The sequence below is a fragment of the Klebsiella sp. 141203 genome, assembly GCF_032601985.1.
GTDB classification, from domain to species: Bacteria; Pseudomonadota; Gammaproteobacteria; order Enterobacterales; family Enterobacteriaceae; genus Klebsiella; species Klebsiella aerogenes.
In genome coordinates this window covers 86,442-110,980 of record NZ_JAQIRL010000004.1, presented here as the reverse complement: position 1 = coordinate 110,980, position 24,539 = coordinate 86,442, and the positions used below count along the sequence as shown (strand labels likewise).

26 protein-coding genes are annotated in these 24,539 nt (G+C 57.6%); 13 read left to right on the top strand and 13 right to left on the bottom strand.

Annotated features, from left to right (window positions below):
• Positions 1–172: 172 nt before the first annotated feature.
• Positions 173–589 (top strand): GNAT family N-acetyltransferase, encoded by a 417-nt coding sequence (locus PGR29_RS17015; protein ID WP_316424992.1) that lies wholly within the window; start codon positions 173–175, stop codon positions 587–589.
• A 158-nt stretch (positions 590–747) separates the two neighbouring features.
• Here the strand turns inward: PGR29_RS17015 and PGR29_RS17010 are convergent, their stop codons facing one another.
• Positions 748–1,395: a TetR/AcrR family transcriptional regulator gene (locus PGR29_RS17010; protein WP_316424990.1), complete on the bottom strand. Its 648-nt coding sequence runs from the start codon at positions 1,393–1,395 to the stop codon at positions 748–750.
• 80 nt (positions 1,396–1,475) lie between these two features.
• Between PGR29_RS17010 and PGR29_RS17005 the strand changes: the two genes are divergently transcribed.
• The gene (locus PGR29_RS17005; protein ID WP_015369093.1) at positions 1,476–2,969 is read left to right on the top strand and encodes an MDR family MFS transporter; all 1,494 of its coding nucleotides are present in this window, start codon (positions 1,476–1,478) and stop codon (positions 2,967–2,969) included.
• On the opposite strand, the gene PGR29_RS17000 is transcribed toward PGR29_RS17005, so the two are convergent.
• Positions 2,966–3,937 carry a LysR substrate-binding domain-containing protein gene (locus tag PGR29_RS17000; protein WP_316424989.1) on the bottom strand — a complete coding sequence of 324 codons (972 nt, stop codon included), beginning with the start codon at positions 3,935–3,937 and terminating at the stop codon, positions 2,966–2,968. The two genes, PGR29_RS17005 and PGR29_RS17000, sit on opposite strands and share 4 nt — an antisense overlap.
• 39 nt (positions 3,938–3,976) lie before the next feature.
• Here PGR29_RS17000 and PGR29_RS16995 point away from each other — a divergent pair, with 39 nt between their 5' ends.
• Together PGR29_RS16995 and PGR29_RS16990 are read left to right on the top strand one after the other, a co-directional pair.
• Complete coding sequence (locus PGR29_RS16995) at positions 3,977–4,606, top strand: pyridoxamine 5'-phosphate oxidase family protein (RefSeq protein ID WP_316424988.1); 630 nt, start codon at positions 3,977–3,979, stop codon at positions 4,604–4,606.
• Complete coding sequence (locus PGR29_RS16990) at positions 4,606–5,076, top strand: nuclear transport factor 2 family protein (protein ID WP_316424987.1); 471 nt, start codon at positions 4,606–4,608, stop codon at positions 5,074–5,076. The genes PGR29_RS16995 and PGR29_RS16990 overlap by 1 nt, the downstream gene beginning before the upstream one ends.
• A 19-nt stretch (positions 5,077–5,095) precedes the next feature.
• Here PGR29_RS16990 and PGR29_RS16985 read toward each other — a convergent pair whose 3' ends face one another.
• Positions 5,096–5,632 carry a carboxymuconolactone decarboxylase family protein gene (locus PGR29_RS16985; protein ID WP_316424986.1) on the bottom strand — a complete coding sequence of 179 codons (537 nt, stop codon included), beginning with the start codon at positions 5,630–5,632 and terminating at the stop codon, positions 5,096–5,098.
• Positions 5,633–5,748: 116 nt separating this feature from the next.
• On the opposite strand from PGR29_RS16985, the gene PGR29_RS16980 reads away from it, so the two are divergent.
• Complete coding sequence (locus PGR29_RS16980; RefSeq protein ID WP_316424985.1) at positions 5,749–6,654, top strand: AraC family transcriptional regulator; 906 nt, start codon at positions 5,749–5,751, stop codon at positions 6,652–6,654.
• A 13-nt stretch (positions 6,655–6,667) separates the two neighbouring features.
• Here PGR29_RS16980 and PGR29_RS16975 read toward each other — a convergent pair whose 3' ends face one another.
• Entirely contained in the window at positions 6,668–7,759 is a 1,092-nt protein-coding gene (locus PGR29_RS16975) for an RNA-guided endonuclease InsQ/TnpB family protein (RefSeq protein WP_316424982.1), read from the bottom strand.
• 46 nt (positions 7,760–7,805) lie between these two features.
• On the opposite strand from PGR29_RS16975, the gene tnpA reads away from it, so the two are divergent.
• The 3 genes from tnpA (at position 7,806) to PGR29_RS16960 (ending at position 9,644) form a co-directional block, all read left to right on the top strand.
• A complete protein-coding gene (tnpA, locus tag PGR29_RS16970) occupies positions 7,806–8,216 on the top strand; it encodes an IS200/IS605 family transposase (RefSeq protein WP_316424980.1) in 411 nt (136 codons plus the stop codon).
• A 133-nt stretch (positions 8,217–8,349) separates the two neighbouring features.
• Complete coding sequence (locus tag PGR29_RS16965; protein WP_045375196.1) at positions 8,350–9,252, top strand: EamA family transporter; 903 nt, start codon at positions 8,350–8,352, stop codon at positions 9,250–9,252.
• A gap of 101 nt (positions 9,253–9,353) precedes the next feature.
• Positions 9,354–9,644: a YicS family protein gene (locus tag PGR29_RS16960; RefSeq protein ID WP_015369086.1), complete on the top strand. Its 291-nt coding sequence runs from the start codon at positions 9,354–9,356 to the stop codon at positions 9,642–9,644.
• Between the two features lie 45 nt (positions 9,645–9,689).
• On the opposite strand, the gene PGR29_RS16955 is transcribed toward PGR29_RS16960, so the two are convergent.
• The gene (locus PGR29_RS16955) at positions 9,690–10,640 is read right to left on the bottom strand and encodes a LacI family DNA-binding transcriptional regulator (RefSeq protein ID WP_020077647.1); all 951 of its coding nucleotides are present in this window, start codon (positions 10,638–10,640) and stop codon (positions 9,690–9,692) included.
• Positions 10,641–10,933: 293 nt separating this feature from the next.
• On the opposite strand from PGR29_RS16955, the gene PGR29_RS16950 reads away from it, so the two are divergent.
• The 3 genes from PGR29_RS16950 to PGR29_RS16940 all read left to right on the top strand — a co-directional run bounded on the left by PGR29_RS16950 (position 10,934) and on the right by PGR29_RS16940 (position 14,244).
• Positions 10,934–11,248 (top strand): PTS sugar transporter subunit IIB, encoded by a 315-nt coding sequence (locus PGR29_RS16950; protein WP_015369080.1) that lies wholly within the window; start codon positions 10,934–10,936, stop codon positions 11,246–11,248.
• 11 nt (positions 11,249–11,259) lie between these two features.
• Complete coding sequence (locus PGR29_RS16945; RefSeq protein ID WP_015703869.1) at positions 11,260–12,585, top strand: PTS cellobiose transporter subunit IIC; 1,326 nt, start codon at positions 11,260–11,262, stop codon at positions 12,583–12,585.
• 279 nt (positions 12,586–12,864) lie between these two features.
• The gene (locus PGR29_RS16940) at positions 12,865–14,244 is read left to right on the top strand and encodes a carbohydrate porin (protein WP_316424978.1); all 1,380 of its coding nucleotides are present in this window, start codon (positions 12,865–12,867) and stop codon (positions 14,242–14,244) included.
• 57 nt (positions 14,245–14,301) lie between these two features.
• On the opposite strand, the gene phnV is transcribed toward PGR29_RS16940, so the two are convergent.
• The 5 genes from phnV to phnR all read right to left on the bottom strand — a co-directional run bounded on the left by phnV (position 14,302) and on the right by phnR (position 18,991).
• Positions 14,302–15,099, bottom strand: coding sequence for a 2-aminoethylphosphonate ABC transport system, membrane component PhnV (gene phnV / locus PGR29_RS16935; protein ID WP_316424976.1), 798 nt, complete (start codon positions 15,097–15,099; stop codon positions 14,302–14,304).
• Between the two features lie 2 nt (positions 15,100–15,101).
• Positions 15,102–15,962: a 2-aminoethylphosphonate ABC transporter permease subunit gene (gene phnU / locus PGR29_RS16930; RefSeq protein WP_087858896.1), complete on the bottom strand. Its 861-nt coding sequence runs from the start codon at positions 15,960–15,962 to the stop codon at positions 15,102–15,104.
• On the bottom strand, positions 15,962–17,074 hold the full coding sequence (gene phnT, locus PGR29_RS16925; RefSeq protein ID WP_316424974.1) for a 2-aminoethylphosphonate ABC transport system ATP-binding subunit PhnT: 1,113 nt from the start codon (positions 17,072–17,074) through the stop codon (positions 15,962–15,964). Before phnT ends, phnU begins: the two co-directional genes overlap by 1 nt.
• 5 nt (positions 17,075–17,079) lie before the next feature.
• Positions 17,080–18,093 carry a 2-aminoethylphosphonate ABC transporter substrate-binding protein gene (gene phnS / locus PGR29_RS16920; protein WP_315711936.1) on the bottom strand — a complete coding sequence of 338 codons (1,014 nt, stop codon included), beginning with the start codon at positions 18,091–18,093 and terminating at the stop codon, positions 17,080–17,082.
• Positions 18,094–18,271: 178 nt separating this feature from the next.
• Positions 18,272–18,991: a phosphonate utilization transcriptional regulator PhnR gene (gene phnR / locus PGR29_RS16915; protein ID WP_213794865.1), complete on the bottom strand. Its 720-nt coding sequence runs from the start codon at positions 18,989–18,991 to the stop codon at positions 18,272–18,274.
• 141 nt (positions 18,992–19,132) lie between these two features.
• On the opposite strand from phnR, the gene phnW reads away from it, so the two are divergent.
• Positions 19,133–20,236 (top strand): 2-aminoethylphosphonate--pyruvate transaminase, encoded by a 1,104-nt coding sequence (phnW, locus tag PGR29_RS16910; protein ID WP_213317683.1) that lies wholly within the window; start codon positions 19,133–19,135, stop codon positions 20,234–20,236.
• Between the two features lie 9 nt (positions 20,237–20,245).
• Positions 20,246–21,055 carry a phosphonoacetaldehyde hydrolase gene (phnX, locus tag PGR29_RS16905; RefSeq protein WP_032715343.1) on the top strand — a complete coding sequence of 270 codons (810 nt, stop codon included), beginning with the start codon at positions 20,246–20,248 and terminating at the stop codon, positions 21,053–21,055.
• 5 nt (positions 21,056–21,060) lie between these two features.
• On the opposite strand, the gene nepI is transcribed toward phnX, so the two are convergent.
• The 3 genes from nepI to uhpT form a co-directional block, all read right to left on the bottom strand.
• Entirely contained in the window at positions 21,061–22,245 is a 1,185-nt protein-coding gene (nepI, locus tag PGR29_RS16900; protein WP_316424969.1) for a purine ribonucleoside efflux pump NepI, read from the bottom strand.
• A 211-nt stretch (positions 22,246–22,456) separates the two neighbouring features.
• Positions 22,457–22,909, bottom strand: coding sequence for a DUF1198 family protein (locus PGR29_RS16895; protein ID WP_004901545.1), 453 nt, complete (start codon positions 22,907–22,909; stop codon positions 22,457–22,459).
• A 136-nt stretch (positions 22,910–23,045) separates the two neighbouring features.
• Positions 23,046–24,437 (bottom strand): hexose-6-phosphate:phosphate antiporter, encoded by a 1,392-nt coding sequence (gene uhpT, locus PGR29_RS16890; RefSeq protein WP_316424967.1) that lies wholly within the window; start codon positions 24,435–24,437, stop codon positions 23,046–23,048.
• Positions 24,438–24,539: the final 102 nt, after the last annotated feature.

The following is a 24,539-nucleotide window of genomic DNA, read 5'->3' as shown; positions in this document are numbered from 1 at the left end:
CACTATTATTATTGTGGGGATTCTCAGCCCGCCCTTTCGAAAGTCATGGAAAGGTTATTTCGCTTACTTTGAACGACAAAATTAAGACAAAAAATAATGGAGAAAATAAGAATATTTTGTGAAAGTCAGGAGAGGAAAATATAACGATTGCCTGTGCAACTGGAGAAACTTAATGGCTCTAATAATTACAAAAAGCATTAATCCCGACGATCAACAAGAATTGCTGGCAGGCCTGCGTGAATACAATTCACGCTACCTCGACCCGACGCAGTTTGGCGATTTGGGCATTTACTCCCGCGATGAGCAAGCGGTGATGCGTGGCGGGCTTATCGCCAAACGCAAAGGCAACTGGCTGTGTATCGAATACTTGTGGGTGAGCGAAGAGATACGCGGCAACGGCCTGGGCCGCGAGCTTATGCAGGAAGCGGAACAGCAGGCGCAGGCGTTGGGCTGCAGTCATTTGCTGGTCGATACCTTTAGCTTCCAGGCGCTGCCGTTTTATCAGAAATTAGGCTATCAGTTGCAGATGTCGCTGCCCGATTTCCCGCACGCGGGTATGCAACGCCACTATTTATCGAAGACGCTGTAACGATAACCCCGGATTGCGCTGCGCTTATCCGGGCTACCCGACTGTGCGATTTGGTAGCCCGGACAAGGCGCAACGCGCCGCCTCCGGGAAAATCCCTGTGCCAGGAGAGCCATAAGGCAGAAGCAGTATCAGCATCTGAATTAACACAAAATCACGCCTTAACCGCCGACCCCGTGGCCCATTAGCGCCAGCGCGTGGCTAACAATGGTCTGCCGGGTTACCGCCTGTAAACGCGGGTCGCTATGGATGCGCGAGAACGGCACCAGCACCAGGCTAATCACCGTGGTAAACAGCAGTTCCGGCGCCAGCGCCGGGTTAATTTTCCCCTCTTGCTGCCAGCGGCGAACCGTCTCCAGCATCACCTGAAAACGCTCCTCGCCGAAGCGCGCATCCATGTGCTGGCGCAGCAGCGGCATCTCGCCGATGATCTCCTGCATCCACAGCGGCGCGAACCAGGCATTTTGCTCCGCCATGTCCGCCAGCGTCTCAACCATCATCGTCAACGCCGTCACCGGATCCTGCGGATGGTCGACAAAAATGCGGCTGATATCGTTACGCAGCGGCATAAAGCGCTCTTCCAGCAAATTCTCAATCAGCGCTTCCCGCGACGTAAAATAGTAATTCAGCATCGCCGGCGTCACCCCGGCCTCTTTGGCAATGGCATTTAGCGACACGCGGGCCGCACCGTGACGAGCAAACAGCGCCAGGGCAATATCGATCAACTGCTCGCGGTTAGCGGTTCCCGGCTTTTTACCGCGTGGCCGACCGGGGCGGCGCGGCGCTTCATTAGCTTTTAGTGCTGGCATATGCTGGCGATCCCTTGACCCGATTCATCATTTCCCTAAATATTAATTATGCATTTAATTAATTTCAAGCGAGTGATGCAATGACATCTGAAGTCGCAAACCAACCGGCGCCCTCAATCCGCCTGCTGTTCAGCGCCCTGCTGCTGGTGATGCTACTGTCGGCGCTGGACCAGACCATTGTCTCCACCGCCTTGCCTACTATCGTTGGCGAGCTCGGCGGGCTGGATAAACTTTCGTGGGTGGTCACCGCCTATATCCTCAGCTCGACCATCGTAGTGCCGCTGTACGGTAAATTCGGCGATCTTTTCGGGCGTAAAATCGTGCTGCAGGTGGCGATCGTGCTGTTTCTTGCCGGTTCCGCGCTCTGCGGGCTTGCGCAAAACATGACGCAATTAGTACTGATGCGCGCGCTGCAGGGGCTCGGCGGCGGCGGCCTGATGGTGATCAGCATGGCGGCGGTCGCCGACGTTATCCCACCCGCCAACCGTGGACGCTATCAGGGGCTGTTCGGCGGCGTCTTCGGCCTGGCGACGGTTATCGGCCCGCTGATCGGCGGTTTCCTGGTACAGCACGCCTCGTGGCGCTGGATTTTCTATATCAACCTGCCGCTGGGTCTGTTCGCGCTGCTGGTTATCGGCGCGGTATTCCACAGCAGCAACAAACGCAGCCAGCATCAGATTGACTGGCTGGGGGCGATTTACCTCAGCATGGCGCTGTTGTGCATCATCCTGTTTACCTCGGAAGGCGGCAGCGTCCATGCGTGGAATGACCCGCAGCTGTGGTGCATTCTGGCCTTCGGCATCGTGGGGATCATCGGTTTTATTTACGAAGAACGGATTGCCGCCGAGCCGATTATTCCGCTGTCGCTGTTCCGCAACCGTAGCTTCCTGCTGTGCAGCCTGATTGGCTTTGTTATCGGCATGTCGCTGTTCGGTTCGGTCACTTTCCTGCCGCTCTATCTGCAGGTGGTGAAAGAGGCGACGCCAACCGAGGCCGGGTTACAGTTAATCCCGCTGATGGGCGGCCTGCTGCTGACCTCCATCATCAGCGGCCGGGTGATTAGCCACACCGGGAAATACCGGATTTTCCCGATTATCGGTACCCTACTCGGCGTGACCGGCATGGTGCTGCTGACACGCATCACCATTCATTCGCCAATGTGGCAGTTATACCTGTTTACCGGCGTGCTCGGCGCTGGCCTGGGGCTGGTGATGCAGGTACTGGTGCTGGCGGTACAGAACGCGATGCCGGCGCAGATGTACGGTGTTGCCACTTCCGGCGTGACCCTGTTCCGCTCGATTGGCGGCTCCATCGGCGTGGCATTGTTCGGCGCGGTCTTTACCCATGTGCTGCAAAATAACCTGCAGAAACTGCTGCCTGAGGGCGCGGTGCTGCCGCCAGCCATGAATCCGGTGGCGGTACAGCATTTGCCAGCGGCGATCCGTCTCGATTATCTCGACGCCTTCGGCGCGGCGATCCATGCGGCATTCCTGATGGCGGCGTGCATTATGGCCGTCGCGTTTGTCCTTTCCTGGCTATTGAAGGAGGCGCCGCTGAAAACCGCGGCGCATTAAACGGCCCCGGCAATGCGTAGCAAGGACTGGCGCAGCGCCGGCGCGGCAAAATCGATAAATTTCCGCAGCTTAAGCGGAGCCAGCTCCCGCGCGGTATATAACAAATGAACCGGCGCGGGCTCCGGCTCGACGCTTTCCAGCAGCAGACGCAGTTCCCCGCAGCGCAGGCCATCCAGCGCCTGGTAGTGCAGCAAGCGGGCCACGCCAACGCCTAGCCGCGCGGCATCGGCGGCGCTCTCCGGCGTGGTGACGGCTAACACCGGCGGCAGATGAATGAGCTGGTCCTCGCGCTCAACGGCGCGAAAGCGCCAGCCGCGATAGGGCATCGGCGATTCAATACGGATGATCGGCAGCGCCGCCAGATCGCGCGGCCGCTGCGGTTCGCCGTATTTCGCCAACAGCGCGGGATGGGCGCAGGCGACAATGCGCATCGCGCCGAGCCGGGTCGCCACCATGCTGCTATCAGCCAGTTCGCCAATCCGTACCGCCAAATCGATATGGTCGCCGACCAGATCGGCATTACTATCGCTAAGTAACAAACGTACGCGAATTTGCGGATAACGGGCGATAAATTCACTAATGACTGGCAGAACGTGCTGGCGACCAAACATCGTCGGCGCGGAGATCACCAGCTCGCCCTTCGGCTCCTGGTATTCACCCGTTGCCCGGCGTTCGGCGTTTTCCACCTCTTCGAGGATCCGCCGCGCGGCGGCAACATAATCGACGCCGGCATCGGTGAGGGTGAGTTTACGGGTAGTGCGCGTCAATAAACGGACTCCCAGCGCGCTCTCCAGCTCGCCGATATTACGGCTCACGGTCGTTAGCGGTATATTCATCGCCCGCGCCGCCGCCGACATACTGCCCAGTTCAGTGACTTTCACCAGCAGCGCCATAGCGCTTAATCGGTCCATTATTCTCCCGTTATCTGGAAAGATGATTACCAGATAAGCAGTATTATCATTTTTCACAGCACAGTCCATGATAGCCCCCTACCTTCAGGAGGCGTTATGGCAGCAACCTTTCTCGATATCGCTATCACCCCGGATGTCATGGATGTGCAACATGAAATGGGCAGCGACCAGCTGTGGCAAACGCCGCACAGCCGCCGTCAGGCGGATCGCTTCGGCGCTAGCGAAGAGGGGATGATCGCTACCCGCGACAGTTTTTATCTGGCGACGGTGTCGCAAAGCGGCTGGCCCTACATTCAGCATCGCGGCGGCCCGCCGGGTTTTCTGCGCCTGCTGGATGACACCACGCTGGCCATGGCCGATTTCGGCGGTAATCGCCAGTACATTACCACCGGCAACCTGCGCGGCAGCGACCGGGCCTGCCTGTTTTTGATGGATTACCCGCGCCGTGCCAGGCTGAAAATCTACGCCACCGTCGAGGTGCTGGCGGCGGAAGAGCAGCCTGAGCTGCTGGCGTTAGTGACGCCGGCAAACTATCGCGCCCGCATCGAACGCCTGTTTCGTTTTCATCTGCAGGCTTTTGACTGGAACTGCCCGCAGCACATTACGCCGCGCTACAGCGCACAGCAGGTCGCGGAATACAGCCAGAGCCTGCAAGAGCGTATTCATGAACTGGAGCAGGAGAATCAGCGCCTGCAGCAACAATTATCCCTAAAAGGAGAGTCCTGATGAGCGAACAACGTCCCCCGCTACCGCCGTTTACCCGCGACAGCGCCGCGCAGAAGGTGCGCGCCGCCGAAGATGGCTGGAACAGCCGCGATGCGCAAAAAGTCGCGCTGGCTTATACCGTGGATAGCGAATGGCGCAACCGCAGCGAATTTGTCCACGGACGGGGGCAAATCGTGGAGTTTCTGCAGCGAAAATGGCGTAAAGAGCTGCAATACCGGCTGATTAAGGAGCTTTGGGCGTGGCAGGATAATCGCATCGCCGTACGCTTCGCCTACGAGTGGTGCGACGACAGCGGCAACTGGTTTCGTTCATACGGCAATGAAAACTGGCAGTTTGATGAGCACGGCCTAATGGCCACGCGCTACGCCTGCATTAACGATTTGCCGATCGCGGAAAGCGAGCGCCTGTTCCACTGGCCCCAGGGTCGCCGCCCTGACGATCATCCGGGGCTAAGCGAACTGGGACTGTAAACAGGCGCGCGACGACGGGTTAATCGGCTTTCGGGAAGTCCACTACCGTGTCGTTAACCCGGTTCACCATGTTGGTGAACAGGATAGCGCTGACGGCGCTGATGATCTCAATCACCTGCTGGTCGCTAAAACCGGCGTGACGCAGCGCGGCGACGTCCGCTTCCGGCAGTGTACCGGTGGTGCTCACCAGCGTTTGGGCGAATTTCACCAGCGCGTCCAGGCGCGCATCTTCCGTATACTCTCCGCGGCGCAGGGCGTGGATTTGCTCGCCGCTGAAGCCCGCTTTTTTGGCCATCAGGGTATGGGCGGCCAGGCAGTAATCACAGCCGGTCGCTTCGCTGACCGATAAATTAATCGCTTCCAGCTCCTGCGCGCTAAGGCTGCTTTTATGCAGCATCGCGTTGTGCGCCAGCGCCTGCTGCAGCGCCGCCGGCGAGTGGCCGCCGATGGTCAGATAGGCATTCGGTACTTTACCCATCGCTTTTTTAATTCCGGCGAAAATATCGGCGGCTTTACCGGTGGCATCTTGTTCACGGATATCGGCTAAACGGCTCATGGTGTACTCCTGTTATTTGAGGGTATGCTGTGGCAATGGAGACATCTTAGTGGTCGGCGATGTGCTAGACTGGCGCTCTTCGTCTCATTTTTTTGTCTTATCGTCTCAGGAGTCGCATGGATAGTTTGAGCCATCTGTTGACGCTGCTGGCCCCGCGTTGCGAGGTGAATCTGCATTGCCGTTTCGGCGGCCGCTGGCAGGCCGGACACGATCAAATGCGCGCAGGCGTGGTGCCGTGGCACTTTGTGTTGCGCGGCGAAGGGCGTCTAACCGTTGGTCATCAAACCCGCCACATGCGCGCCGGCGACGTGATCCTGCTGCCGCACGGTTCGCCGCATCTGATGGAGAGCCTGGTGGAGTGGGGCCAGGTACTGCCCGTCGCCCATCGCTTTAACGGCACGCTAACGGAAGTGCGTACCGCCGTGGAAAGCGACGCGCTGGAGATGCTCTGCGGCGAGTTTTACTTCGGCCCGCACGTCAACTGGCTGTTCGCCGAAGAGTCGGCGCTGATCCATTTACATACCGATGAGCGCGAAGATTGCCCGGAACTGGATATTTTGCTTAACGTGCTGGTGCGCGAAAGCCTGGCGGAACATCCCGGCGGCAGCGCTATCGTGCGCAGCCTTGGCGATACGCTGCTGGTACTGCTGTTACGTACCCTGCTCGGCGCACAGGAGCCGCCGGGCGGCCTGCTGCGCCTGATGAGCGATGCGCGGCTGATGCCGGCCGTTCTCGCGGTACTGGCCGCGCCGGAACAGCCGTGGACTATCGAGAGCATGGCGGCGCGGGCGTTTTTATCGCGCGCCACCTTCGCCCGCCATTTTGCCCGCGTCTATCATCTGACGCCGCAGGCGTGGCTGTCGCAGCTGCGGATGGCGATGGCCGCTCGCCTGCTGCATCTCGATCGCCAGACGCGGCTGGAAGTGATTGCCGAACGCTGCGGTTTTCAATCACAGGCTTCGTTTGCGAAAACCTTTAAAAAACACTACGGCATGACGCCGGGCGAGTGGCGTCGGCATTGACATCCTCCCCGCCCTAAAGGACGGGGATTCCTACAGCTAGACGGCAATGTCCTGCCGCGAGAATGTTCTTTGCGGCGTTAACGTCGCGATCATGAGCGGTTCCGCACTCACAACAAGTCCATTCTCTTATTCGCAAACCTGCTCTACCTTTCGGACTGTTGTTGGAGATAGCCCCGCAACACGAACAAGCCTGGGTGGAATACCTTTCGTTGACCACTTCGAACACCACTGAGCGCGCAATCGCTTTATATTCCAGTTGTGTTTTGAGCATCGCCCAGCCAGCGTCCAGGACGCTTTTAGCCATTTTGGTTTTGGCTAACTTGCTGCTGCTCACATCGCCTACGAATATCGCCGCATGGCTGTTTACCAGCGCCGTGCTGAACTTGTGCAGGGCATCTTTGCGGCGATTCTTAATTTTGGCGTGGATGGCGCGTACACGGGCTTTTTTGCCTGCCTGTTGCGCCTTGCCTAATGCTGGTTGCAGGTCGCGATAAAAACGACCGGCGATCAGTTTGCTGCCATCGGATACCGTGGCGGTATCCTTTAACCCGAGGTCTATGCCGACAGCGGTCGCGCCCGTGGTATGGACGGTCGCAACCTCTACGCAGATATTGAAGTACCATCGCCCCCGGCTATCTTCGGAAAAACTGCCTGCGCGGAATTTGTAGCCCGCAAGACCGTAGCTATCCCAAACTTTAAAGTAGTGCCCGGCGAACTTAACGCAGCCATTTTGCCACTGCGCCTGCTTTGATTTGAACGGCACCCAGCCCAGTGAACGGCGAGCGCCGCCACTGACGCGCCAGCGCAGGCGGGAACGCTTGAACTGTTTCCGCGCCTTGCCGTGGTGAGCGATCACTTCCTGCACTGTAGCGCTGCCGATGGAATAGCCGCGCTCACGCTGTATGCCGGTTGTCATCTTCTGAACATCAAACGCGGTTAACCACTTTGGAACCTGCGCACCAAAAACGCCAGCGTTGCTGTATGCCTCGCTGGTTATCTCGTTTGCCAGATTAAAGACCTGATTGACCTCAAAGGCCATCTGCCGCAAAACGGCGGCGTGGCGGTCTTTAACTCTGACTGATAAAGTTTTGGTCTGAATGCTCATAACGAGCTACACTACTCGTATAAAATCACTTTTGCAAGGTTGGTCTATGGACTTAACATATCGAACGGGGCGACATTGCATTTTCATGCTGCACTGTCATTTAATCTTCATAACGAAGTATCGCGGGCGTGTCTTTAATGAAGCGCACCTGGAAACGCTTGAGGGGATTTGTCGCAACGTTTGCGAGCTGTTTGAATGCGAACTGGTGGAGTTTAACGGTGAGTCGGATCACGTTCACATGCTGCTTAACTTCCCGCCGAAGGTGTCAATCAGCAAGCTAGTTAACAGCCTAAAAGGGGTTAGCAGCCGCAAGATGAAATTGCATCATCCAGACCTGCATAAACCCGCCTGGAAGTCAGACGCTCTATGGTCGCCGTCTTATTTCGCTGGCAGCGTGGGCGGTGCGCCCCTTGAAGTGATTAAGAAATACATTGAGGATCAGAACCGGCCTCATTAGCGCCCTGGCGGGCGCTTCGCTCTACATCCCCGACCTCAAAGGAAGGGGCTTTCCGCGAAACCCCTGGTAAAACACGCGCCGCGTCGCCGCCGTGCTATGATTCCTGCTTTGCGCTATTTCACGCGAGGGAAAAATGGGTTCCAGCAAAAGAGGGATGTTGAACGTATTGATCGCCGCCGTCCTGTGGGGCAGTTCCGGGGTCTGCGCGCAGTACATTATGCAGCAAAGTCAGATGTCATCGCCTTATCTGACCATGATCCGCCTGCTGTTCGCCGGGCTGATTTTGCTGATGCTCGCCTTCGTTCACGGCGACAAAATTTTCCGCGTCATGCAAAACCGCAAAGATGCCCTTAGCCTGCTGTTTTTCTCGCTGGTCGGCGCGTTAACCGTGCAGTACACCTTCCTGATGACCATCGAGAAGTCGAACGCCGCCACCGCCACGGTGCTACAGTTTTTATCGCCGACGATTATCGTCGCCTGGTTCGCGCTGGCGCGTAAGGCCCGGCCCAGTCCCTTTGTGCTGCTGGCGATTGGCACCTCGCTTGCCGGCACCTTCCTGCTGGTCACCCACGGCAACCCGACCTCGCTCTCCATCTCGCCGGCGGCGCTGTTCTGGGGGATCGCCTCAGCCTTCGCGGCGGCGTTTTATACCACCTATCCCTCAACGCTTATCGCCCGCTACGGCACGCTGCCGATCGTCGGCTGGAGCATGCTGATTGGCGGGGCGATGCTGTTGCCGTTTTATGGCAGCCAAAGCGCGAACTTTGTGGTGAACGGCCGTCTGCTGCTGGCGTTTTTCTATCTCGTGGTGATCGGTACCTCGCTGACCTTCAGCCTGTATCTCAACGGCGCCCAGCAGATTGGCGGCGCGAAAGCCGGGATCCTCAGCTGCGCCGAGCCGCTGAGCAGCGCCCTGCTCTCTCTCTTGCTGTTGGGTATTACCTTTACCCTGCCGGACTGGCTTGGGACGCTGTTGATTCTCTCTTCGGTCATTCTTATCGCGGTGGATTCCCGGCGGCGGGTACGCGCGGCGTAATAGCAATCGTCTGATTTTAAACAACAAAAAATGTCTAACATTTGCGCAATTCACCTGCTGCGCATATAGTTGACTGAAGCGAAAAGTGAAGGAGAAGCGCCATGAAAGCGTGTTGGATGTTGTGTCTGGTTACTGCCCTTAGCGCCAGCGCGGCGTGGGCCGAATCGCCGCTGCAAAGCCTGCAGTTTGAGCAGCAAAAACAGCAGGTGTTGAAAGCGGTGAAGGAAAAATGCGCCCCGGCGAGCACCCTCAGCGATACCGATTTCGCCAATAAAATCCTCGCCTCGAAAGACAACCAGAGTTACGTTCGCGAAGCGACGCTGGCGAAAGAGCGCAATAATCAAAAAGGCTATCTGGCCGCCATTGATAAAATTCGCTGCCCGGAGAAATAACGGGCTGAATTATCAGGAAAATTGTTGCCTGCCGCGACGGTTTTTTTATTTCCCCCATCGCTCGGGAATAATTAAGTCGCCGCGCAGCAGGCTGCCGCCGGGCTGCGGGCTTTTCCCGATCAGCCAGTTGACGATCCGCGAAGCCATCGCATCCATCGAATACTCAATCGCCGGGATGGTTGGAATACCCGGCATCTGCAGCGAACCCGCGAGACTGAAGACCATCACCTTTTCCGGCACCGCGCGGTTAAACGCCTGCAGCTGCGGCACTACCCGCTGCGCCTGCAGTTCATCGCTCACCAACAGCGCATTAAAGTTCAGGGTAGTGGCGTTATTCATCAGCTCCTGCACCGCCACCGACGACGAGGCGCAGTCCAGGAAGACCAGGTTGCGATTAAACGGCAGGAAGTTCTTCTCCAGCGCATGCTTATAGCCCAGCAGCACCTGGTCGGCAAAACCGCTCCCCTGCGGATGGATCAGCGCAATCTGCCGCCGCCCCTGATTAATCAGATAATGACAGGCGGTTTCCGCGGCGAAGGCGTGATCAAACTGAATACTATTCTCGCCATCGCTTTCCAGACAATCAATCAGCACCACATCGGGGCGCTCGATCTGCAGCGGAAAGCGCGCGCCGATGATCAGCACGTCATCGCACAGTCCACAGGTGAGTTCATCCAGCGCGCTTAATACATCGCCGCGGTTATTGGCGAAGCGCAGCAGTAGATGCTTCTGATGCTGGCTGAGCTGTTTTTCCAGGGCGTAGAGATAGCTGGTGGTCTGATTGATGTTGTCCTGCGCGCAAATCACGCCGATACAGCCCGTCGACTGGCTCAGTAAGGATTGGGCAATCATATTGGGCCGGTAGTTCAGCGTTTCCGCCGCCTGAAGCACCGCCTGGCGGCTGGCCTCTTTTACCCCGCGCGAACCGCTCAGCACGCGCGAAACCGTGGCTTTCGATACCCCGGCTAACCGTGATACATCATTGATTGTCGACATCTTTTTTCCCCTGGCAGGTGCGGCTTAGCCCCTGTAACGCTGTGTCCTGAATCGCTTCAATTATAACCAGCGGCAGTATAGCCGTTTCCTTTTTTATTTGGAAACCGATTTTCCATTTCGGCAAAAAACCACGCCAAATCGACATTATTTTGTGAGCGAAATCTAATTAGTAAGGCCGCTAACGGTGAGTTATTGACCGCGCTCACAGTTCTGTTTTTTATAAATGGAAACCGGTTTCCGTCTGATATCAAATCATCCTCGCAATAACTTTTTACATATGAGGAAAGCCGTCGATGTACAAGATTATGCTGTGTTGCTCCGCCGGGATGTCCACCAGCCTGCTGGTGAGGAAAATGGTGGATGCCGCAAAGGAACGCGACCTGCCGGTGCAGATTGACGCCTATGGCGTTGCCGAATTTGATATGCAGTTTCCGCAATACCAGGTGGTGCTGCTTGGCCCCCAGGTCAAATACATGCTGAAAATGCTTAGCGAGAAAGCCGCTCCCCTGAATATTCCCGTCCAGCCTATCGATACGATGGATTACGGAATGCAGCGGGGAGATAACGTTCTGAATTATGCCCTGTCGCTGATCGCCGCGGCGCACTAAGAGGTGTTCAAATGAGTTCTCTGTATCAGTCGATGATTGCCGTGATCGAGCAGTCTATTACTCCGCTGGCAGGACGCCTTGGGCAACAGAAATATGTAATCGCCATCCGCGATGGCTTTACCGCCGCATTGCCGTTCATGATCATCGGCTCTTTCATGCTGGTATTTATCTTTCCGCCTTTCTCGCCGGAGACCACTAACGGCTTTGCCCGCGGCTGGCTGGATTTTTCCCAGCAGTACCGTGAACAGCTGATGCTGCCGTTTAACCTCAGCATGGGCGTGATGACCTTTTTTATCTCAGTCGGCATCGGCGCCAGCCTCGGACGCCAGTTCCAGCTCGATCCGGTCATGTCAGGCCTGCTGGCGTTTATGGCCTTCCTGCTGGTCGCCGCGCCCTATGCCGATGGCAAAATTTCTACTCAGTATTTATCCGGCCAGGGCATTTTCACCGCGCTGATCACTGCCATTTACTCCACCCGCGTTTACGCCTGGCTTAAGCAAAACAATGTGACCATCCGCCTGCCTAAAGAGGTGCCGACCGGCGTCGCCCGTTCATTTGAGATCCTCATTCCGGTACTGGTGGTCATCGGTACTCTGCATCCGCTCAACCTGTTCATTGAAGCGCAAACCGGCATGATCCTGCCGCAGGCGATTATGCATCTGCTGGAACCGCTGGTCTCCGCCTCCGATTCGCTGCCGGCGATTCTGCTGTCGGTGCTGATGTGCCAGATTTTCTGGTTCGCCGGTATTCACGGCTCGCTTATCGTCACCGGGATTATGAACCCGTTCTGGATGGCCAACCTGTCGGCAAACCAGGCGGCGCTGGCGGCCGGCGCGGCGCTGCCGCACGTCTACCTGCAGGGCTTCTGGGATCACTATTTGCTGATTGGCGGCGTCGGTTCGACCCTGCCGCTGGCCTTCCTGCTGCTGCGTAGCCGGGTCACGCATCTGCGGACTATCGGCAAAATGGGCATCGTGCCGAGCTTCTTTAATATCAACGAACCGATTCTGTTCGGCGCGCCGATCATCATGAACCCAATGATGTTTATTCCCTTCGTCTGCGTGCCGATGGTCAACGCGGTGCTGGCTTACGGCGCAACCCGCCTTGGCTGGCTGAGTCAGGTAGTGTCGCTGACGCCGTGGACGACGCCCGCGCCGATTGGCGCCTCGTGGGCGGCTAACTGGACCTTAAGCCCGGTGGTGATGTGCGTTATCTGCATGGTGATGTCGGCGGTGATTTATCTGCCATTCCTGCGCGCCTATGAGCGTTCATTAATAAAGAATGAAGTCGAAAAGGCGAAAAGCGTGGCACCAGTCGCCGGAGCCGTTAGCCAGTAATTATTGTCTTACCTGAAATATGAATTTATGCGGAAAAGGGATTTTCGCCAACTGACCTGATTATAAACTCAATAACCTCAGGAAATATTATGACCTACTTTATTCAAATAAATTAATCCATCTGTATTAGTCGTTAAATTTCGCCACTGGGAATAAGATATTTATTCTCCGGCGTAGCTGTACCCTAAAAAAACAAATCAGCTTATTTTGGTTATTATTATTTTAACCAGAATGGGGCGGTTATTGTCTGCATATATTAATTATTAAAGTGAGATAACCATGAATACAGTTAAAAAGCTGCCATTGGCCATGGCGGTTATCGCCGCGCTGTGCCCAATTTCCGTACTGGCGCAGGAGTTTACCCAGGAGCAGATCGACGCCATCGTCGCGAAAGCCGTCGATAAAGCGCTGGCCGACCGCCAGGCGAAAATCGACGCCGCCGCCAATAAAAAAGTCGATGTTATTACCAACCCGCAAACCACCGCCGCTTCGCCGGATATGGCGATTCCATTCGGCCTGAAATTTAGCGGTTACGCCCGCTATGGCGCCCACTTCCAGACCGGCGACCAGAAATATGTCGGCGTCGATGGCTCCTATAACGGCGCCTCGGCTATTGGCCGTCTCGGTAACGAAAGCAACGGTGGCGAATTCCAGATCAGCAAAGCGTTTAAAAGCGCCAGAGGCGCTATCTGGGATATTAACGTCATGTTTGACCACTGGAGCGACGAGGTTAACCTGAAAAAAGCCTACGTCGGCGTCACCAACGTCCTCGAATCTAACCCCAACGCCTATATCTGGGCCGGCCGCGACTTCCACCAGCGCCCGCAACAGGGGATCAACGACTACTTCTGGATGAACCACGACGGCCAGGGCGCCGGGGTGAAGAACTTCGATATCGGCGGCGTGCAGTTCGACGTGGCGACGGTGTCGCAGGTGAAATCCTGTAGCCCGGAAGTGATGGCCGACGAGACCAACCCGTCGCGCATCACCTGTACCGGCAGCTCCGATACCGGCGACAACGGCCACTACGCGTTGACCACCAAAACCCACAACATCAAGGCCGGGCCGATCGACGTCGAGGTGTACGCCAACTACGGCTTTGATTCAAAAGCGGTGGACAGCGACGCGCGCCTCGATGCCTGGCAGGGCGGGCTGGTGCTGAGCCATACCAACGACAGCGGGGTGAATAAGGTGATCCTGCGCTACTCCGACAACTCGGATAACAGCGTCTACAACAAAACCGACGACCTGACCACGGTCTACGCCAGCTTCGAGGGCAGCCATAAATTCACCCAGCAGGCGCAGATCGAATATCTGCTGGCCTTCCACGACTACGACAACGGCAAGGACAATACCGACAACCGTAAAAACTACGGTGCAATCGTCCGGCCGATGTACTTCTGGAACGATGTGCACTCGACCTGGCTGGAAGCGGGCTACCAGCGCGTTGACTACGACCAGGGCGGGGATAACCACGGCTGGAAGCTGACGCTGTCGCAGAACATCGCCATCGGCATGGGGCCGGAGTTCCGCCCGATGCTGCGCTTCTATGTTACCGGCGGCCAGGTGAATAACGAGCACACCGCGAAAGTAGACGGCACCAGCGACGAGCGACTGGATTCGCTGAACATCGGCGGTATGTTTGAGGCCTGGTTCTGAGGCAATCCGATTCCCGGCTGGCGCTACGCTGAGCCGGGCTACAACTCCGGATACAACCTATCTCTGGCTTAATCGGCGGGCGATGCGCTCAAGCTTCATCATCAACAGCAGCGTGACGCCCACCAACACAATGGTCAGCGCCGAGCCATCAGCGATATTGCCGCGATCGGTGAGGCTGAAAATGGTCACCGGCAGCGTCGTCCAACCCGGCGGATAAATCATCACCGTCGCCCCTAACTCTCCCATCGACAGCGATAAACTCAGCGCCAGCGCTGAAATCATCCACGGCGTCATCAGCGGTAGCGTAACATGGCGCAGGCGATACCACGGCGAGGCGCCAAGACTGGAGGCGACGTTTTCAATATCGGCGGAAATCCGCGCCAGCCCGGTCGTTACGTTGCTGAAGGTAAAGGCGGAGATCAGCACAAAGTGCGCCGCCAGGACGATAAAGAAGGTGCCGTTCATCTGCAGCGGCCCCTGGCTGAACGCCACCAGAATGCCCAGCCCGACGGAAACCGAGGGGATGGCGCTGGGCAGATAAAACGCCAGGCCAAGATATTTCTGTAACTTCGCGCCATACTGGCGCAGCGCCAGCGCCGCCCACATCCCGCACAGCAGCGCCAGAAGGCTGGCGCAGAAGCCCACCATCAGGCTCGAAAACAGCGAATCCCACGCCGCGCCGCGAAAGGCGTTAACAAAGTGGGTAAAGGTAAAGCCGGTGGGCAGCAGGCCGTTCCATTGTTTACTCAGGCTGGAGAGTAAAATCACCGCCAGCGGCAGCAGGAAAACGCCGGCAAAAAGCGTCACCGCCAGCGCGCCCGCCGCCGCGCGGCCTTTACGCGACCAAATCAACATCGTTAACTCCTTACGCCAGTGCGCGCCGCAGCCAGCCGATAGAGCATAAACAGCCCCAGCGACAGCAGAATATTAATCAGCGCAATCATGCAGGCCACGCTGTAATCCGACTCCAGAATCGCCTTGCTGTAGACCATCATCGGCAGGGTATTAACCCCTTTGGCGCCAATAAACAGCACGATACCGAACTCGTTAGTGGTCAACAGCAGGCAAAGGCTGCCGCCTGCCATCAGCGCCGGTAGCGCCGCCGGGAAGATAACCTGGGTAATCACCCGTAACGGGTGAGCGCCGAGAATACTCGCCGCTTCCAGCTGGCTCTTATCTATCTGCCGCAGTCCGGCCATTAGCGGGCGCATCACCAGCGGCGTAAAGACGGTGATCTCCGCCAGGATCACGCCGTTAATCGAATAGAGAAAGTCTACCGGCGGCAGTTCAAAAGCAAACAACGCCATCAGGGTGCCGTTGAGCAGCCCCGCCGAGCCGTAAATAAAGGTGAACGCGAGGGTAATCAGGAAGGTCGGCAGCGCGATAAACGTATCGATGACCCGGCTCACCAGTTGGCTGCCGGGGAACGGAATAAACACCAGAATCAGCGCCAGCACGCTGCCGAGCACCAGGCAGCCGAGCGTCGCGAAAACGGCGATCTGCAAGGTATTAAACAATGCGCTGATAAAGCGCTTAGAGTCGATCACCTGCCAGAAAGTCTCGAGGCTTAGATTGCCGCTGGCGTCGCGTAACGCCTGTTCGGCGATCAGCAGTAGCGGATAGAAAAATAGCGTCGCTAGCACCAGCAGCGGCAACGCCAGCCACAGGTAAGGGCGTAGGTTTCGCGCCGGACGCGCAAGCGTGAGGGTTTGCGCCATTATTGCACCTCGATCAGAACCGCATCGCCAGGTTCAAAGTAGAGCGCCAGCTTGTCCCCCGGGCGCGGCAGTGGGTTTACGTGGGTCATCACAATCCGCACCGCTTCGCCGGCGACGTCGCACAGCAGATGCGTCAGATCGCCCTGCCAGTGTACCGAGGTCAGGGTGGCGTTGAGGCGATTACTGGTTGCCGATCGCGGCGCCAGGCTCATGTGCTGCGGGCGAATGCATAACAGCTTGTTGTTGCCATGCAGGCCGCCCCGGCTGAAGGCGTTAATCAGGCCGCCGCCGCAGCTCACGCTAACCAGCCCCGGCTCGGTACTGTCTTTCAGCGCCGTTGCCTGCAGGATATTGGCGCGGCCGAGGAATTCGGCGCTAAAGCGGTTCGGCGGATAGTGGTACAGCTCGTGCGTTCCACCGTGGGCGATCAGCGAACCGTCTTTCATGATGCCGATTTTGTCCGCCAGGGTCAGCGCTTCGGTTTGATCGTGGGTGACGTAGAGGATGGTGAGCTCCGGCAGTTCGCGATGCAGGCGGGCAATCTCTTCCACCATGTTATGACGAATTTGCGCATCCAGCGCCGACAGCGGTTCATCAAGCAACAGCACCCGAGGACGCACGGCAATCGCACGGGCTATCGCGACGCGCTGCTGCTGGCCGCCAGAAAGCTGATGCGGGTAGCGGGTGGCATAATCCGCCATACCGACAATTTTTAAGGCTTCAGTCACCCGCTCGGTGATAAGCCCCCTGGGCTGCTTTTGCGCCCGCAGGCCGAAAGCAACGTTATCTTCCACCTTCATATGCGGGAACAGCGCGTAGTTCTGCACCACCATCGCCAGCCCGCGTTTGTACGGCGGCAGCTGGGTGACGTCCGTGTCGCCAATCAGGATCCGACCGCCAGCCGGTTGCACAAAACCGGCAATCGCCCGCAGCACCGTGGTTTTCCCGGAACCGGAAGGGCCTATCAGCGCCAATACTTCTCCGGGTTCAATGGTCAATGACAGCGGTTTTAAGACCACGTTGCCGTGGTATGAAACGCGCAGCGAGTCCAGGGTGATCCCGGAAGTCCCCGCCAGCGACGGGGAAGGAGTGACGGTGGTTCTCATCAACATCAGGCTTACTCGCTATCGGTCACTTTATGCCAGCGGGCGATATCCGCCGACAGCGATACTGCAACGTCGTCCCAGTTCGGCTCCCAGCTCTTCACGCCGTCGAGCGCCGCTTTCGCCGCCTTAAAGTTAGCGTCATCCGGCGCCACGTCGCTGCGTACCGGTAAGCCCCAGGAGAGCGCGCTAACGCTGGATTGCGCTGGTTTATCCAGCAGGAAATTAATCAGCTTCTTGCCGTTTTCGCTGTTCGGTCCGTTCTGCACCAGCCCGATGGTATAGGGCAGCGCCAGCGCGCTGCGCTCGCCTTTGTCATCCGCCGGCCAGAAAATTTTAACGTTCGGGTTACGCGCCATCTGCGACAGGTTCATCTGCAAATCGCCGTTGGCGACGTACAGCTCGCCTTTATTGACCAGCGCCGTCAGCTTGCCGGTCGAGGCCGATGGGCCAACGTTATTGGCCTGCAGCTTACCCAGATACGCAAAACCGGCGTCTTTACCGCCGAGGCTATGGAACGCCTGCAGCATCACCGCGGTACCGTCGCCCGCCTGCCCTGGCGTGGAGTACTGCAACTTGTTCTTGTAGCGGCTATCCAGCAGATCCTGCCAGCTGGCCGGCGCGCTTTTCAGCAACTGGCCGTTATAGATGAAGGTCAGATAGTTATTCACCAGCGGCGCGTAGCGGTCGTTAGCGCCGGGGATCTGCGCGCTACCCTGCGGGGTAAAGGTTGCCAGCAATTGCTCTTTCGCGGCGCGCTGGATAAACGGCGGCACCGTGACCAGCACGTCAGCCTGCGGATTGGTACGCTCCTTGGCCAGACGTTCAACAATCGCGCCGGAGCCGCCTTCCACATACTGCACTTTGATGCCCGTCGCTTTGGTGAAGGCAGCGAACTGGCTCTGATACCAGCTGTTATCGCCGTCATGCAGGCCGTCGGCGGAATAAACCGTGACGACGCCGTCCGCCCAAACCGGAGAGCTGGTCAGCGCGAACAGGGACAGCAGAGCAAGTCGGGAGAGTTTCATCGTATAAGCCTCATCGGATAGTCAGTTATTCTGGTGTAGACCAGATTTGGCTTCACGCTACCGGGGGTTTATGACAAAACGATGAAAGAAGTGTGTCGAAAGAGTTAAAACGAGGGGAGGTGCGTAGCCCCGGCACGCGCAAGCGCCCCGGGGAGATCAAAAAATTTAACCAATAAAATCAATGGGTATCGACTTCGATCCGCAGGCTGTCATGCCGCCAGTATTCAATATCGTAATCGAGAATACGCCCATGCTGATCGTAATTCAGCCGGCGCAGCAGCAGCGCCGGGCGCCCTTCCATCACCCCCAATGCTTCGGCAGCCTGCGGCGGCATTGAAGTGGGATAAAACGACAGATGCATACTGGTATAGATCAGGCCGTACTGAGTTTGATAAATCTCGGTCAGACTGCCGTTAAGATCGTGGCGCAGCAGTTCAGGCACCCGTGCGGGCAGACAGTGGTTTTCGCAGTAGCACACCGGCCGGCCGTCGGCATAGCGCAGCCGGGTCAGCAAATAGACCTGATCGAAGGGCTGCAGCGCCAACGGCGCCATCACATCCAGCGGCACGGCAGCCAGGCGGCCATCAAGCAGCACCGTTTTCGGTTCGCGCCCCTGCTCGAGACACAGCTTGTGGAAGTTGGTATTTTGCGTCGGATCCAGCCATAGACGCTCCGGCGTCACAAACCAGCCGCGGCGGTCGGCGCGGTAAATCACGCCGCTGGCCTCCAGCTGCGCCAGGCTCTCACGCACCGTAATCCGGGTCGTGTTGAACAGCGCGCACAGCTCGCGCTCGGAAGGCAGCTTGTCGCCGCTTTTGAGGGCGCCGTTTTGAATACGCGCCTGCAGCTGCGCTTTAATCATCAGGTATTGCGGCATCTCGCCAGAGGGTGATTTCATGTTTACTCACTGCCACTTTTCGTGCGCTCATTATACATAGCCAGATGAATTTTTTGTTGCAGCGCCACATTTCCTTTGACCCTGCCCCGGCTTTGTCTCCATGATAAATATAAATCTGGTATAGACCAAATGGTGAGACAAATGACTTCACGGAACTACCTGCTGCTGACCCCCGGCCCACTAACCACCTCTCGTACGGTAAAAGAGGCGATGTTGTTCGATAGCTGCACCTGGGATGATGATTACAATCTCGGCGTGGTACAGACCATTCGCCAGCAGCTGGTGCAACTGGCTACCCCAGCCGACGGTTATACAGCGGTACTGCTGCAGGGCAGCGGCAGCTACGCGGTCGAAGCGGTGCTCGGCAGCGTCATCGGCGGACAGGGCAAAGTGCTGATCGTCAGCAATGGCGCCTATGGCGCGCGTATGATTGAGATGGCGCAGCTGATGGGCATCGCCTGCCACCCTTACGACTGCGGCGAAGTCGCACGCCCTGATGCGGCGGCGATCGAACAGATCCTGCAGAACGACCCGGCGATCACCCATATCGCGATGGTACATAGCGAAACCACCACCGGCATGCTGAATCCGATCGAAGAGGTGGCCGAACTGGCGAAACGGTACGATAAACGCTATATCGTCGATGCGATGAGCAGCTTTGGCGGCATTCCGTTGGATATCGCCGCGCTGAATATTGATTACCTGATAAGCTCCGCCAACAAATGCATTCAGGGCGTACCGGGCTTTGCCTTCGTGATTGCTCGCGAAGCGGAACTGGCCGCTTGCAAAGGCCGTTCGCGCTCGCTATCACTGGATCTGTACGCCCAGTGGCGCTGCATGGAAGATAACCACGGTAAGTGGCGCTTCACCTCGCCGACCCATACCGTGCTGGCCTTTGCCCAGGCGCTGAAAGAGCTGGCGCAGGAGGGCGGCGTTAGCGCCCGCCATCAGCGCTACCGCAACAATCAACGCCGTCTGGTGGCAGGGATGCGCGCGCTCGGCTTCCGGCCGCTGCTCGACGATAGCCTGCACTCGCCGATCATTACCGCCTTTTATTCACCGGATGCGCCGCAGTATCGCTTTCACACCTTCTACCAGAAGCTGAAAGATCAGGGCTTCGTTATCTATCCGGGCAAAGTATCGCAAAGCGATTGCTTCCGCATCGGCAACATTGGCGAAGTCTACGACGCCGATATCACCGCCCTGCTGGCGGCTATCGACAACGCCATGTACTGGAAACAATGAGGAACCGCCATGAACCGTATTAGCGCACTGATCCTTGACTGGGCAGGCACCACCGTAGACTTCGGCTCTTTCGCCCCGACGCAAATTTTCGTCGAGGCCTTCCGCCAGGCTTTCGATATTGAGATCACCCTTGAAGAGGCCCGCGTGCCGATGGGGCTTGGCAAGTGGCAGCACATTGAAGCGCTGGGCAAACTCCCTGCTGTCGATAGCCGCTGGCAGGCCAAATTCGGCCGCGCGATGACTGCCGCCGATATCGATGCGATCTACGCCGCGTTTATGCCGCTGCAAATCGCTAAGGTTGTCGATTTTTCCGCACCGATTGCCGGCGTTGTCGACACCCTCGCCGCGCTGCGCGCCGAGGGCCTGAAGATCGGCTCCTGCTCGGGTTATCCGCGGCCGGTGATGGAAAAGCTGGTACCGGCCGCCGCCGCCCATGGCTACGCCCCGGACCACTGGGTCGCTACCGATGACCTTGCCGTCGGCGGTCGACCGGGCCCGTGGATGGCGCTGCAGAACGTGATTACCCTGGGCATAGACGATGTGGCCCACTGCGTGAAGGTCGATGACGCCGCACCGGGCATCAGCGAAGGGTTACATGCCGGGATGTGGAGCGTCGGCCTCGCGGTGTCCGGTAACGAATTCGGCGCTACCTGGGAGGAGTACCAGGCGATGTCGAAAGAGGAAATCGCCACCCGTCGCGAGCGGGCGGCAGGCAAACTGTATGCCGCCGGGGCTCACTATGTGGTTGATACCCTGGCGGATCTGCCGGAAGTGATTGCCGACATCAACGCCCGGCTGGCAAAAGGCGAGCGGCCGTAAGCGGGTTAATTCACCTTCACTTTGGTCGTCACCAGCAGGCCGGTAAACAGCATTAACATTCCTGACAACACCAGCGGCGACAACAGCCCTAAGTGGTCGAGCGCAACGCCGCCGACCGCGGCGCCGCAGGTGTTGGCAAGCTGGATCACCGCCACCTGAATCGACCCGGCTTTTTCCGCCTGATCGGAGAGAGAACGGGTGATCCACGTTGACCACCCCACCGGGATTAGCGCAAACGCGAAGCCCCAGATAATCGCCACCGTCGAGGCGACAATTTTGCTTTCTCCCCACAGTACCAACGCCGCCGCGCAGGCGGTCAGCACCAGCGGCGAAATCGCCAGCGCCGCTTTGACCGAGCGCTTCAGCACCACCGAGGAGAGCGAGGTGCCGATAAAGCTGGCGATACCAAAGCTCAGCAGCACCAGCGTCAGGCCGTCGACGTCAAAACCGGCGAGGGTCATGTAAACCGGGCGAATATAGGTAAAGAAGGCGAACTGTCCGGCAAAGGCCATGAAAATGGCGCACATCCCGGCCATCACCCCCGGACGCTTCAGCAGACCAAACATATTTTGCTGCTGAGCCGCCGATTCACCCGGCAGCGACGGCAGCGCTTTCAGCACCCAGAGCGTACACAGCACGCCCATCACCGCCGCGCCGTTAAAGACGTTGCGCCAGCCGATAAGCCCGCCAAGGAAACTGCCCAATGGGGCGGCGATCACCAGCGCGATTGATACCGCGCCGAAGATAATCGATAGCGCTTTCGGTACCACGCGCATCGGCACCAGACGCATGGTCAGCGATGCCGACATCGCCCAGAAACCGCCGAGCGCCAGACCCAAACAGGCGCGTCCCAGCAGCAGCAGGGTGAAACTATCGGCAAACGAGACCAGCAGGCAAGAAAGGGTCAGCAGCAGCGAAAACAGGATAACCACGTAGCGGCGATCGGTTTTGCCGATAACCGTGGTGATAAACAGGCTGGAAAACATCGCGACGAATGCCGTCGTCGTCACCGATTGCCCGGCCATCCCTTCGGAGATGCCTAAATCCAGCGCCATCGGCGTCAGCAGACTAACCGGCAAAAACTCGACGGTAATCAGGCAGGCGACGCAGAAAGCAACCGCGAAGACCGCCGACCAGTTTGGCCGCGCGAGATCGCTTGCATGGGGTTTGGCTTCATTTGAATGACTCATGAGTTACCTGCGAAGAAAGTGGCGGAAAGCTGCGCAGTGTAACATTTTGTATGTGACGTACTTAACGTTTTCGCAACTCTTCTCGCTTTTCATAACGTAATACAAAAGCGTAGCCTGAGAATACAGACCTCGTCATTCTGCCGGATGGCGCTTACGCTTATCCGGCCTACAAGTGACGAGTGCGTAAACCACAGGCCGGATAACAATGAGATCAGTGCAACCAGTGCACGCCGTCTTCCGGGAGAAACAGATCGTTATAGCGCTGCTGTAGGTTATGTAAATCGCTCACATCCGGGTCCAGTTCGCGCAGAAAACCTTGCGCCAGGCGGATCTGCGCGTCGGTAATCGGCGCCGCTAATCGCGCTTTTTGCATCAGGCGATACCAGTAGTGCAGGTTTTTCTCGCTGGCGTCGACAATCGCGACCTGCCAGATAAGCAGCACCTGCGCGGCGTTCTGCAGATGTGCTTCATTGGGCCGCTCCAGGTAACGCAAATACTCATTACCGGCGGTTTTTCCCAGCTGATCGATCATCGATTCCAACGGAACAGGCGTAATGCCAAGGCGTTCGCTCAGGCGGCGAATCGCGCGGCGTGAATCAGAGGTAAGCACCCGAAATCCCACAACAAATACCACTACCAGGGTGGCCAGTCCTATCCAGATCATGCATCCTCTCATCCAATCGCGGCCTCACTATCATAATGGGAATTTGCCTGCTGTCGACTGTCGGACCTGGCATATTACGCAAGAAATAAAAAAGCCCGGCGCAATGGCCGGGCAAGGTTACCAAATACCTGGTGAATCAGGCAGTCTGCAAAACTCGATTCTTTTTCTCGCGGCGAATTTTACGCTCTTCGAAGATAGCCACGATGGCCATCAGGCAGATACAGCCGATGGCGGCGGCGTCCAGCGCCGCAAAGGTGCCGGCCCAGCCGGTCAGGCCGAAGACCGGCGTGCCGTCGGCGATCATCCCGAGACCCAGTTTGGCGAAGCTATCGCCGATCAGATAGGCGAAGGTGCCCTTGATTCCATCGGCAGCGCCGATCGCTTTTTTCGGCACAAAGCCGACGGCAGCGACGCCGATCAACAGCTGCGGACCAAACACCAGGAAGCCCAGCGCAAACAACGAGGCCAGATAGACGTACTGGTTGCTGGCATGTTGGTAAACCCCGAGGGTGGCGATAATCAGCGCCAACGCGACGCAGGCCACCAGCGCGCGGCGGCCGTTGGCCAAGTCCGACAACCAGCCCCACAGTAGCGTGCCAACCAGCGCGCCGACTTCAAACAGGGTAAAGCCCTGAATCGCCACCTCTTTAGACAGCTTCAGCGCCTGGAAAGCATACACGGTGGACCACTGATCGATACCGATACGCACCACGTAGAGGAAGATGTTGGAGAAGCACAGCAGCCAGATCACTTTGTTTTTCAGCACGTACTCAACAAAGATCTGCCACTTGGTCATCGCATTTTCTTCGGTTTCTTTGTCCTCTTCGCTAATCGCTTCGCCAAACAGCTCTTCCGCCGTGCCAAGGCCGTAGGATTCCGGAGAGTCGCTACCGTAACGCAGGCCAATAAAGCCGACGATCAGCGCAATAATCGACGGGAAGATAAACATGCCGATCACGTGGCCGTCGAACAGATAGTTGGCGCCAAACAGCGCCACGCCCGCCGCGCCCGCGCCGCCGAGGTTGTGGGAGATATTCCAGAAGCCGAGGAAGGTGCCGCGTTTGCGTCTGGGCGTCCACTTGGTGATGGTGGAATAGCTGCACGAGCCGCCGGTGCTCTGGAAGAAGCCGCTCAGCGCATAGAAGGCGATCATCAGGAACAGGCTGGTTGAACCCGCCCCCATGCTGGCGCTAAAGCCCAGCATACAGATGGCGGAGAGGATCAGCATAAACGGCAGGAACTGCTTGGTATTTTTACCGTCGGCATAATAAGAGACCAGCGTCTTGCCCACACCGTAGGTAATGGAAAAGCCCAGGCCAATCATCCCCAGTTGCGTCATGCTCAACCCGTAAGTGGAGATCATGTCGTTCTGCGCGATGTTAAAGTTTTTGCGGATCAGGTACATGGTCAGGTAGCCGATGAAGACCACCAGATAGGACTGCATGAAAGGTTTGAACCACATTTTGCGCCGCACGTCGAGCGGCAGATCCAGGGTCGGCTTGCGCACCTGATTCAGAAAGGCCAGCATGGGTATCTCCTGAGCTGATTTTTTATGCCTGCGTAATAACCAGGCATTGTAAAAACCAGCGCGCCGTCTGGCCTGAGACGGCTTCCAGGTAAAACCGGGAAA

What these genes read in the sequence shown, in the direction of transcription:
- PGR29_RS16895 (WP_004901545.1), bottom strand. Translation starts at nt 22,909, where the DNA reads ATGATCTGGATAGGACTGGCCACCCTGGTAGTGGTATTTGTTGTGGGA.
- phnR (WP_213794865.1), bottom strand. Translation starts at nt 18,991, where the DNA reads ATGAAATCACCCTCTGGCGAGATGCCGCAATACCTGATGATTAAAGCG.
- PGR29_RS16950 (WP_015369080.1), top strand. Translation starts at nt 10,934, where the DNA reads ATGTACAAGATTATGCTGTGTTGCTCCGCCGGGATGTCCACCAGCCTG.
- PGR29_RS16940 (WP_316424978.1), top strand. Translation starts at nt 12,865, where the DNA reads ATGAATACAGTTAAAAAGCTGCCATTGGCCATGGCGGTTATCGCCGCG.
- PGR29_RS16980 (WP_316424985.1), top strand. Translation starts at nt 5,749, where the DNA reads ATGGATAGTTTGAGCCATCTGTTGACGCTGCTGGCCCCGCGTTGCGAG.
- PGR29_RS17010 (WP_316424990.1), bottom strand. Translation starts at nt 1,395, where the DNA reads ATGCCAGCACTAAAAGCTAATGAAGCGCCGCGCCGCCCCGGTCGGCCA.
- nepI (WP_316424969.1), bottom strand. Translation starts at nt 22,245, where the DNA reads ATGAGTCATTCAAATGAAGCCAAACCCCATGCAAGCGATCTCGCGCGG.
- tnpA (WP_316424980.1), top strand. Translation starts at nt 7,806, where the DNA reads ATGGACTTAACATATCGAACGGGGCGACATTGCATTTTCATGCTGCAC.
- PGR29_RS16975 (WP_316424982.1), bottom strand. Translation starts at nt 7,759, where the DNA reads ATGAGCATTCAGACCAAAACTTTATCAGTCAGAGTTAAAGACCGCCAC.
- PGR29_RS17015 (WP_316424992.1), top strand. Translation starts at nt 173, where the DNA reads ATGGCTCTAATAATTACAAAAAGCATTAATCCCGACGATCAACAAGAA.
- PGR29_RS16945 (WP_015703869.1), top strand. Translation starts at nt 11,260, where the DNA reads ATGAGTTCTCTGTATCAGTCGATGATTGCCGTGATCGAGCAGTCTATT.
- phnW (WP_213317683.1), top strand. Translation starts at nt 19,133, where the DNA reads ATGACTTCACGGAACTACCTGCTGCTGACCCCCGGCCCACTAACCACC.
- PGR29_RS16985 (WP_316424986.1), bottom strand. Translation starts at nt 5,632, where the DNA reads ATGAGCCGTTTAGCCGATATCCGTGAACAAGATGCCACCGGTAAAGCC.
- PGR29_RS16995 (WP_316424988.1), top strand. Translation starts at nt 3,977, where the DNA reads ATGGCAGCAACCTTTCTCGATATCGCTATCACCCCGGATGTCATGGAT.
- PGR29_RS16955 (WP_020077647.1), bottom strand. Translation starts at nt 10,640, where the DNA reads ATGTCGACAATCAATGATGTATCACGGTTAGCCGGGGTATCGAAAGCC.
- phnV (WP_316424976.1), bottom strand. Translation starts at nt 15,099, where the DNA reads ATGTTGATTTGGTCGCGTAAAGGCCGCGCGGCGGCGGGCGCGCTGGCG.
- phnT (WP_316424974.1), bottom strand. Translation starts at nt 17,074, where the DNA reads ATGTTGATGAGAACCACCGTCACTCCTTCCCCGTCGCTGGCGGGGACT.
- phnX (WP_032715343.1), top strand. Translation starts at nt 20,246, where the DNA reads ATGAACCGTATTAGCGCACTGATCCTTGACTGGGCAGGCACCACCGTA.
- uhpT (WP_316424967.1), bottom strand. Translation starts at nt 24,437, where the DNA reads ATGCTGGCCTTTCTGAATCAGGTGCGCAAGCCGACCCTGGATCTGCCG.
- PGR29_RS16960 (WP_015369086.1), top strand. Translation starts at nt 9,354, where the DNA reads ATGAAAGCGTGTTGGATGTTGTGTCTGGTTACTGCCCTTAGCGCCAGC.
- phnS (WP_315711936.1), bottom strand. Translation starts at nt 18,093, where the DNA reads ATGAAACTCTCCCGACTTGCTCTGCTGTCCCTGTTCGCGCTGACCAGC.
- phnU (WP_087858896.1), bottom strand. Translation starts at nt 15,962, where the DNA reads ATGGCGCAAACCCTCACGCTTGCGCGTCCGGCGCGAAACCTACGCCCT.
- PGR29_RS16990 (WP_316424987.1), top strand. Translation starts at nt 4,606, where the DNA reads ATGAGCGAACAACGTCCCCCGCTACCGCCGTTTACCCGCGACAGCGCC.
- PGR29_RS17005 (WP_015369093.1), top strand. Translation starts at nt 1,476, where the DNA reads ATGACATCTGAAGTCGCAAACCAACCGGCGCCCTCAATCCGCCTGCTG.
- PGR29_RS16965 (WP_045375196.1), top strand. Translation starts at nt 8,350, where the DNA reads ATGGGTTCCAGCAAAAGAGGGATGTTGAACGTATTGATCGCCGCCGTC.